Genomic DNA, 7,183 nt, shown 5'->3' with positions numbered 1-7,183 from the left:
GTGATGCCGGGCGACAACGTGAAGATGGTTGTCACCCTGATCAACCCGGTCGCCATGGACGCCGGCCTGCGCTTCGCCATCCGCGAAGGTGGCCGTACCGTCGGTGCTGGCGTGGTTGCCACCATCCTCGAGTAATCTGCTAGACTCTGCGCCCCGATGTTGCCTGGGTAGGGCATCGGGGCGTATCAAAACGGGAAAGTAGGCACAGGATGTGCCTTGTGTTCCCCGGACCAGGAAGGGTCAATGCCATTCAGGCGGCGTCAACAGGAGACTGTTGACAGCTGCCTTGCGTGCCATTATGCTTCTCCGTCTGGGCAGACCGGGTAACGGGTCTGCCTACGTTTTTGGGGTCTACGGATTGACCTTGTCGGCCTGCGGGAATGCGGGCCGTCTGTATTCAGGGATTTCATGGGGCAAAGCAACCCAGAGGCTTTGTCTGTCGCTCTTTTAACGAAGGAACCTACCGCCATGGCGGACCAAAAGATCCGGATCCGGCTGAAAGCGTTCGATCATCGTCTGATCGACCGTTCGGCCAGCGAGATCGTTGAGACGGCCAAGCGGACCGGCGCGCAAGTGCGTGGCCCGATCCCGCTGCCGACCAAGATCGAGCGTTACACCATCCTCGTCTCCCCGCACGTCGACAAGGACGCGCGTGACCAGTACGAGACCCGCACGCACAAGCGCGTGCTCGATATCGTTGACCCGAATGACAAGACCGTGGACGCGCTGATGAAGCTCGAACTGGCTGCCGGCGTCGACGTTCAGATCAAGCTGACCTGAGGACTACGACCATGACGAAGAAGTATTCGTTGGGCTTCGTGGGCCGCAAGGCTGGCATGAGCCGCGTGTTCACCGAAGATGGCCGTTCCATCCCGGTGACCCTGATCGAAGCAACCCCGAACCGCATCGCGCAGATCAAGACCGTCGAAGCTGACGGCTACAGCGCCGTGCAGGTGACCGTCGGTGCGCGTCGCGCTGCCCTGGTCAACAAGCCGGAAGCCGGCCACTTCGCCAAGGCGAAGGTGGAAGCGGGTCGTGGCCTGTGGGAATTCCGCGTTGAAGACGCCCAGCTCGGCGATTTCGCCGTCGGTGGCGAAGTCAAGGCGGACATCTTTGAAGTCGGCCAGATCGTCGACGTCCAGGGTGTCACCAAGGGCAAGGGCTTCCAGGGCACCATCAAGCGCTACAACTTCCGTATGGGTGACGCTACCCACGGCAACTCGCTGTCGCATCGCGCGCCGGGTTCGCTGGGTCAGCGCCAGACGCCCGGTCGCGTGTTCCCGGGCAAGAAGATGTCCGGTCACATGGGCTCGGTGCAGCAGAGCACCCAGAACCTGGAAGTTGTCAAGGTCGACGTCGAACGCGGTCTGATCGCGGTTCGCGGCGCCGTTCCGGGCGCGGCGGGTGGCGACGTGATCGTCCGTCCGGCGAGCAAGGCATAAGGAGAGATGACGATGGAACTCGTTATCACGGGTAGCAACAACAAGGTCTCGGTCTCCGACGCCGTGTTCGGTCGCGATTTCAGCGAAGATCTGGTCCACCAGGTCGTCGTTGCTTACCGCAACGCCGGTCGCGCCGGCACCAAGGCGCAGAAGACTCGCTCCGAAGTGGCAGGTACCACCAAGAAGTCGAAGAAGCAGAAGGGCGGCGGCGCGCGTCATGGCGCACTGACGGCTCCGATCTTCGTCGGCGGCGGTGTCACCTTCGCGGCAAAGCCGCGCAGCTTCGAGCAGAAGGTCAATCGTAAGCAGTACCGTGCCGCCATGTGCGCGATCCTGTCCGAGCTGAACCGTCAGGGCCGTCTGACCATCGTGGAGTCCTTCGATGTCGAAGCGACCAACACGAAGGGTCTGATCGCCAAGCTGGCCGGCCTGGAAGTGGGCAAGCGCCCGCTGATCGTCACTGAGGAAGCCTCCGAGCACCTGTACCTGTCCGCCCGCAATCTGCCGTATGTGCAGGTGCGTGACGTGCAGGGTCTGGACCCGGTGTCGCTGGTCGGTGCCGACACGGTCGTCATCACCGCTGACGCGGTCAAGAAGGTCGAGGAGTGGCTGGCATGAACAGCAACGAAAAAATCTTCAGCGTGCTGCGTGCCCCGCGTGTCTCCGAAAAGACCGCGCGCCTGCAGGAACTCTCCAACCAGTACGTCTTCGAAATTTCGAACGAAGCCACCAAAGCCGATGTAAAGGCCGCGGTTGAGCAGCTGTTCGACGTCAAGGTCGAAGCTGTCAACGTGGTCAACGTCAAGGGCAAGAACAAGTCCTTCCGTAACCGTGCTGGCCGCCGCGGCGATTGGCGCAAGGCGTACGTTCGCCTGGCCGACGGCCAGTCGATCGATGTAACGGCCAAGGCCTGAGGTACATCCCATGCCATTGATGAAATTCAAGCCCACCTCCCCCGGCCGCCGTTCGGCCGTGCGCGTGGTCACTCCCGACCTGCACAAGGGTGCTCCGCACGCCGCGCTGGTCGAGTCGCAGAGCCGCTCGGGTGGTCGTAACCACCATGGCCGCATCACCGTGCGTCACGTCGGTGGTGGCGCCAAGCAGCACTACCGCCTGATTGACTTCAAGCGCAACAAGCTGGGCATCCCGGCGCGCGTGGAACGCATCGAATACGATCCGAACCGCACCGCCCACATCGCCCTGCTGTGCTATGTCGACGGCGAGCGTCGCTACATCATCGCCCCGAAGGGTCTGAAGGCTGGTGATCAGGTGATCGCTGGTTCGGACGCCCCGATCAAGGCGGGCAACACCCTGCCGCTGCGCAACATCCCGGTCGGTACCACCATCCACTGCATCGAACTGAAGCCGGGCAAGGGCGCTCAGATCGCCCGCGCTGCAGGTGCTGCCGTGCAGCTGGTTGCTCGTGAAGGCATCTACGCCACCCTGCGCCTGCGCTCGGGTGAAATGCGCAAGGTTCCGGTCGAGTGCTGCGCGACCATCGGCGAAGTCGGCAACGACGAGCACAGCCTTGAAAAGCTGGGCAAGGCCGGTGCCAAGCGCTGGCGCGGTGTCCGCCCGACCGTTCGTGGTGCTGCCATGAACCCGGTTGACCACCCGCACGGTGGTGGTGAGGCGAAGGCCGGCCAGGGTAATCCGCATCCGGTCACCCCGTGGGGTGTTCCGACCAAGGGTTACAAGACGCGCCATAACAAGCGCACTCAGCAGTTCATCGTCCGCGATCGTAGGGGCTAATCGACCATGGCACGTTCACTCAAGAAGGGCCCGTTTGTCGATCACCACCTGGTTGCTAAGGTGGCTGCCGCTGCGGGTAGCAAGCGTCCGATCAAGACCTGGTCGCGTCGTTCGATGATCCTGCCTGACATGGTAGGCGTCACCATTGCCGTGCATAACGGCAAGAACCACATCCCGGTTCTCGTCAACGAGAACATGGTCGGCCACAAGCTCGGCGAATTTGCCATCACCCGGACCTTCAAGGGTCACGGTGGTGACAAGAAGTCGGGCAAGTAAGGAGAGATGACAATGGAAGCGAAAGCCATCCTGCGCACCGCGCGCATCTCCCCGCAGAAGGCACGCCTGGTCGCTGACCAGGTGCGCGGTCTGCCGGCCGAGCGTGCCGTCAACCTGCTGAAGTTCTCGGACAAGAAGGCTGCCCACCTGATCAAGAAGGTGGTGGAGTCGGCTATTGCAAATGCCGAGAACAACCAGGGCGCCGACGTCGACGAGCTGAAGGTTCAGACCATCATGGTAGATGAAGGTCCGACCCTGAAGCGTTTCATGGCGCGGGCGAAAGGCCGCGGTACCCGCATCCTCAAGCGCACCAGCCACATCACTGTGGTTGTGGGCGCCGCCAAGTAAGCGGATAAGGAAAAGACCATGGGTCATAAAGTTCATCCGATTGGTATCCGCCTCGGCATTTCCAAGGACTGGAACTCCAAGTGGTACGCCAACAAGGCCGAGTTCGCTGGTTACCTGGCAGCCGACCTGAAAGTGCGCGAAATGCTGCGCAAGAAGCTGGCACAGGCCGGCATCAGCAAGATCCTGATCGAGCGTCCGGCCAAGACCGCTCGCGTGACGATACACACCGCCCGTCCGGGCGTGGTGATCGGCAAGCGCGGTGAGGACATCGAGAAGCTGCGCAAGGAAGTGAGCGAGATGATGGGCGTCCCGGCGCACATCAACGTCACCGAAGTGCGCAAGCCGGAACTGGACGCGCAGCTCGTTGCCGAGTCGATCGCCCAGCAGCTGGAGCGTCGCATCATGTTCCGCCGTGCAATGAAGCGCTCGGTCGGCAATGCGATGCGCCTGGGTGCCCTGGGCATCAAGGTCAACGTCGGTGGCCGCCTCAACGGTGCAGAAATCGCCCGTTCGGAGTGGTACCGCGAAGGCCGCGTGCCGCTGCACACCCTGCGTGCCGACATCGACTATGGCTTCGCTGAAGCCAAGACGACCTACGGCATCATCGGCATCAAGGTCTGGATCTACAAGGGCGAGGTCTTCGATTTCTCCCAGGTTGGCCAGGAAAAGCAGGACGACACCCCGTCGCGCAACGATCGTCATGATCGCGGCGACCGCGGTGACCGTCAGCGCCCGGCTCGTGAAGCGAGGTAACGACAATGTTGCAACCCAAGCGAACCAAGTACCGCAAGGTGCACAAGGGCCGTAACGAAGGCCTCAGCTGGAGCGCAAACGCTGTCAGCTTTGGCGAGTACGGCCTGAAGGCAACCGCCCACGGTCAGCTGACCGCGCGTCAGATCGAAGCGGCTCGCCGCTCGATCAGCCGCTACGTCAAGCGCGGCGGCAAGATGTGGATCCGAGTGTTCCCCGACAAGCCCATCACCAAGAAGCCCATCGAAGTTCGAATGGGTTCGGGTAAGGGCAACGTGGAATACTGGGTGGCCCAGATCCAGCCCGGCCGCATGATCTATGAAATCGAGGGTGTTACCGAGGAAGTGGCACGCGAGGCGTTCCGCCTGGCCGCGGCCAAGCTCTCGGTCACCACCACTTTCGTGACCCGGACGGTGCGCTGATGGATATCAAAACTCTCCGTGAAAAGTCGGCTGACGACCTCAAGGCCCACCTGATCGACCTGCGTAAGGAACAGTTCTCTGTCCGTATGCAGCAGGTCACCGGCCAGCTGCCGAAGACACACGACATCCGCCGGGTCCGTCGCGAGATTGCTCGCGTCAAGACTCTGCTCGGCAGCACGAAGTAAGGATGGCCGCTATGAGCGACAATACTGAAAACAAGGCGCTGCGCACGGTCGAAGGCCGTGTCGTCAGCAACAAGATGGACAAGACGGTTACCGTCCTGGTTGAGCGTCAGGTCAAGCACGCGCTGTACGGCAAGTACATCAAGCGTTCGACGAAGCTGCACGCCCACGACGCCGACAACGCCTGCAAGGAAGGCGATGTCGTCCGCGTGACCGAGATTGCTCCGATGTCCAAGACCAAGAACTGGCGCGTGGTGGAAGTCATCACGCGTGCGGCTGAATAAGGAGTCTGAATCATGATCCAGATGCAGAGCTACCTTGACGTCGCGGACAACTCTGGTGCCAAGCAGGTGATGTGCTTCAAGGTGCTGGGTGGTTCCAAGCGCCGTTACGCCGGCATCGGCGACATCATCAAGGTCACCGTGAAGGATGCGATCCCGCGCGGCAAGGTCAAGAAGGGCGAAGTGTATGACGCCGTCGTGGTGCGTACCCGCAAGGGTGTGCGTCGTGCCGACGGCTCGCTGATCCGCTTCGACGGCAACGCTGCCGTTCTGCTTAACAACAAGCAGGAGCCGATCGGCACCCGTATCTTCGGGCCGGTGACTCGTGAACTTCGTTCGGAGAAGTTCATGAAGATCGTCTCGCTCGCTCCCGAAGTGCTGTGAGCGACAGGAGATAATCATGGCTAACCGTATCAAGAAGGGCGACCAGGTTGTCGTCAACGCCGGCAAGGACAAGGGTAAGCAGGGCGAAATCGTCCGCGTCGACGGCGACCGTGTGGTCGTCGCCAACGTGAACATCGTCAAGCGCCACACCAAGCCGAACCCGCAGGCAGGTGTTGCCGGCGGCGTGGTCGAGCGTGAAGCGTCGATCCATATCTCCAACGTGAATGTGCTGAACCCGGCTTCGGGCAAGGGCGAACGCGTTGGCTTCAAGGTGCTGGAGGATGGACGCAAACTGCGTGTGTTCCGCTCCAGCGGTGAGGCGCTTGACGCCTGAGGAATGAGAAGATGACTTCCCGTCTCGAAAAGTTTTACAAGGAAGAAGTGGTGCCGGCGCTGATGAAGCAGTTCGGCTACACCAATTCGATGGAAGTGCCGAAGCTCGTCAAGGTCACCCTGAACATGGGTGTCGGCGAAGCGGCCACCAACAAGAAGATCCTGGAAAACGCCGTCGGCGACATGACCAAGATTTCCGGCCAGAAGCCGGTTGTCACCAAGTCGCGTATCTCGGTTGCGTCGTTCAAGATCCGTGATGGTTGGCCGATTGGTTGCAAGACCACGCTGCGTCGCCACAAGATGTACGAGTTCCTGGACCGCCTGATCAACATCTCGCTGCCGCGCGTGCGCGACTTCCGTGGTGTTTCCGGTCGTTCCTTCGACGGTCGCGGCAACTTCAACATGGGTGTGAAGGAACAGATCATCTTCCCGGAAATCGACTTCGACGCTGTCGACGCGATCCGCGGCATGGATATCGCCATCACCACCACTGCGAAGACCGACGCGGAAGCGAAGGCGCTGCTGGCAGCGTTCAAGTTCCCGTTCCGTAACTGATTCGTCGAGGAAACCGAAATGGCAAAGACCTCCATGGTCAACCGCGACATCAAGCGGGAAAAGCTGGCCAAGAAGTACGCTGACAAGCGTGCGGCTCTGAAGAAGATCGTGTCCTCGGTGGACGCGAGCTACGAAGAGAAGATCGACGCCGCAACCAAGCTGGCCAAGCTGCCGCGCGATTCGTCGCCGAGCCGCCAGCGCAACCGTTGCGAACTGTCGGGCCGTCCGCGTGGCGTCTACAGCAAGTTCGGCCTGGGCCGCAACAAGCTGCGTGAAGCCACCATGCGTGGTGACGTTCCGGGCCTGCGCAAGGCCAGCTGGTAATCCCAGTCGGCCCTGCCGGCGAGGGCTCCCCCGGGGGCCTTCGCAGCCGGGGAGGGGGGCGTTCAGCTTTCCCTCTGCAAAAAACCCGAAGAGCCCGACGCAAGTCGGGCTCTTTTGGCGTATACTCCCGCGTC

15 protein-coding genes and 1 pseudogene are annotated in these 7,183 nt (G+C 61.5%); all 16 read left to right on the top strand.

Annotation, left to right across the window (positions count from 1 at the left end; all coding sequences use genetic code 11):
- Window positions 1-135: pseudogene (tuf, locus tag TEP_RS15565) on the top strand (elongation factor Tu); the annotation flags it as partial.
- Window positions 136-468: 333 nt separating this feature from the next.
- Window positions 469-780, top strand: a complete 312-nt coding sequence (rpsJ, locus tag TEP_RS15560) for a 30S ribosomal protein S10 (protein ID WP_010341589.1) — start codon at window positions 469-471, stop codon at window positions 778-780.
- A gap of 11 nt (window positions 781-791) precedes the next feature.
- Window positions 792-1,442 (top strand): 50S ribosomal protein L3, encoded by a 651-nt coding sequence (gene rplC / locus TEP_RS15555; protein ID WP_049470484.1) that lies wholly within the window; start codon window positions 792-794, stop codon window positions 1,440-1,442.
- Between the two features lie 12 nt (window positions 1,443-1,454).
- Window positions 1,455-2,060 carry a 50S ribosomal protein L4 gene (rplD, locus tag TEP_RS15550; protein WP_049470486.1) on the top strand — a complete coding sequence of 202 codons (606 nt, stop codon included), beginning with the start codon at window positions 1,455-1,457 and terminating at the stop codon, window positions 2,058-2,060.
- Window positions 2,057-2,356: a 50S ribosomal protein L23 gene (gene rplW, locus TEP_RS15545; protein WP_049470489.1), complete on the top strand. Its 300-nt coding sequence runs from the start codon at window positions 2,057-2,059 to the stop codon at window positions 2,354-2,356. The genes rplD and rplW overlap by 4 nt, the downstream gene beginning before the upstream one ends.
- A 10-nt stretch (window positions 2,357-2,366) precedes the next feature.
- Window positions 2,367-3,194, top strand: a complete 828-nt coding sequence (gene rplB / locus TEP_RS15540) for a 50S ribosomal protein L2 (protein WP_049470491.1) — start codon at window positions 2,367-2,369, stop codon at window positions 3,192-3,194.
- Between the two features lie 6 nt (window positions 3,195-3,200).
- The gene (gene rpsS / locus TEP_RS15535) at window positions 3,201-3,470 is read left to right on the top strand and encodes a 30S ribosomal protein S19 (protein WP_004145340.1); all 270 of its coding nucleotides are present in this window, start codon (window positions 3,201-3,203) and stop codon (window positions 3,468-3,470) included.
- A 12-nt stretch (window positions 3,471-3,482) separates the two neighbouring features.
- Window positions 3,483-3,818, top strand: a complete 336-nt coding sequence (rplV, locus tag TEP_RS15530; RefSeq protein ID WP_004145348.1) for a 50S ribosomal protein L22 — start codon at window positions 3,483-3,485, stop codon at window positions 3,816-3,818.
- A gap of 18 nt (window positions 3,819-3,836) precedes the next feature.
- A complete protein-coding gene (gene rpsC / locus TEP_RS15525; RefSeq protein WP_004145350.1) occupies window positions 3,837-4,571 on the top strand; it encodes a 30S ribosomal protein S3 in 735 nt (244 codons plus the stop codon).
- Window positions 4,572-4,576: 5 nt separating this feature from the next.
- A complete protein-coding gene (gene rplP, locus TEP_RS15520; RefSeq protein ID WP_025879305.1) occupies window positions 4,577-4,990 on the top strand; it encodes a 50S ribosomal protein L16 in 414 nt (137 codons plus the stop codon).
- The gene (gene rpmC / locus TEP_RS15515; protein WP_025879306.1) at window positions 4,990-5,175 is read left to right on the top strand and encodes a 50S ribosomal protein L29; all 186 of its coding nucleotides are present in this window, start codon (window positions 4,990-4,992) and stop codon (window positions 5,173-5,175) included. The genes rplP and rpmC overlap by 1 nt, the downstream gene beginning before the upstream one ends.
- A gap of 11 nt (window positions 5,176-5,186) precedes the next feature.
- Window positions 5,187-5,456 (top strand): 30S ribosomal protein S17, encoded by a 270-nt coding sequence (rpsQ, locus tag TEP_RS15510; protein ID WP_004145355.1) that lies wholly within the window; start codon window positions 5,187-5,189, stop codon window positions 5,454-5,456.
- A 12-nt stretch (window positions 5,457-5,468) separates the two neighbouring features.
- The gene (gene rplN, locus TEP_RS15505; protein ID WP_010483978.1) at window positions 5,469-5,837 is read left to right on the top strand and encodes a 50S ribosomal protein L14; all 369 of its coding nucleotides are present in this window, start codon (window positions 5,469-5,471) and stop codon (window positions 5,835-5,837) included.
- A 16-nt stretch (window positions 5,838-5,853) separates the two neighbouring features.
- Window positions 5,854-6,171 (top strand): 50S ribosomal protein L24, encoded by a 318-nt coding sequence (gene rplX / locus TEP_RS15500; protein WP_004145359.1) that lies wholly within the window; start codon window positions 5,854-5,856, stop codon window positions 6,169-6,171.
- Window positions 6,172-6,182: 11 nt separating this feature from the next.
- Entirely contained in the window at window positions 6,183-6,725 is a 543-nt protein-coding gene (gene rplE, locus TEP_RS15495) for a 50S ribosomal protein L5 (protein ID WP_049470496.1), read from the top strand.
- 18 nt (window positions 6,726-6,743) lie between these two features.
- Window positions 6,744-7,049, top strand: a complete 306-nt coding sequence (rpsN, locus tag TEP_RS15490; protein WP_049470498.1) for a 30S ribosomal protein S14 — start codon at window positions 6,744-6,746, stop codon at window positions 7,047-7,049.
- Window positions 7,050-7,183: the final 134 nt, after the last annotated feature.

The organism is Stenotrophomonas sp. TEPEL, from assembly GCF_004348785.1.
GTDB lineage: Bacteria > Pseudomonadota > Gammaproteobacteria > Xanthomonadales > Xanthomonadaceae > Stenotrophomonas > Stenotrophomonas indicatrix.
This window is presented reverse-complemented; position numbering and strand designations above follow the sequence as displayed.

Bases quoted from the DNA above. Each gene is read 5' to 3' on its own strand.
- rpsJ (WP_010341589.1), top strand. From the start codon at position 469: ATGGCGGACCAAAAGATCCGGATCCGGCTGAAAGCGTTCGATCATCGT.
- rplC (WP_049470484.1), top strand. From the start codon at position 792: ATGACGAAGAAGTATTCGTTGGGCTTCGTGGGCCGCAAGGCTGGCATG.
- rplD (WP_049470486.1), top strand. From the start codon at position 1,455: ATGGAACTCGTTATCACGGGTAGCAACAACAAGGTCTCGGTCTCCGAC.
- rplW (WP_049470489.1), top strand. From the start codon at position 2,057: ATGAACAGCAACGAAAAAATCTTCAGCGTGCTGCGTGCCCCGCGTGTC.
- rplB (WP_049470491.1), top strand. From the start codon at position 2,367: ATGCCATTGATGAAATTCAAGCCCACCTCCCCCGGCCGCCGTTCGGCC.
- rpsS (WP_004145340.1), top strand. From the start codon at position 3,201: ATGGCACGTTCACTCAAGAAGGGCCCGTTTGTCGATCACCACCTGGTT.
- rplV (WP_004145348.1), top strand. From the start codon at position 3,483: ATGGAAGCGAAAGCCATCCTGCGCACCGCGCGCATCTCCCCGCAGAAG.
- rpsC (WP_004145350.1), top strand. From the start codon at position 3,837: ATGGGTCATAAAGTTCATCCGATTGGTATCCGCCTCGGCATTTCCAAG.
- rplP (WP_025879305.1), top strand. From the start codon at position 4,577: ATGTTGCAACCCAAGCGAACCAAGTACCGCAAGGTGCACAAGGGCCGT.
- rpmC (WP_025879306.1), top strand. From the start codon at position 4,990: ATGGATATCAAAACTCTCCGTGAAAAGTCGGCTGACGACCTCAAGGCC.
- rpsQ (WP_004145355.1), top strand. From the start codon at position 5,187: ATGAGCGACAATACTGAAAACAAGGCGCTGCGCACGGTCGAAGGCCGT.
- rplN (WP_010483978.1), top strand. From the start codon at position 5,469: ATGATCCAGATGCAGAGCTACCTTGACGTCGCGGACAACTCTGGTGCC.
- rplX (WP_004145359.1), top strand. From the start codon at position 5,854: ATGGCTAACCGTATCAAGAAGGGCGACCAGGTTGTCGTCAACGCCGGC.
- rplE (WP_049470496.1), top strand. From the start codon at position 6,183: ATGACTTCCCGTCTCGAAAAGTTTTACAAGGAAGAAGTGGTGCCGGCG.
- rpsN (WP_049470498.1), top strand. From the start codon at position 6,744: ATGGCAAAGACCTCCATGGTCAACCGCGACATCAAGCGGGAAAAGCTG.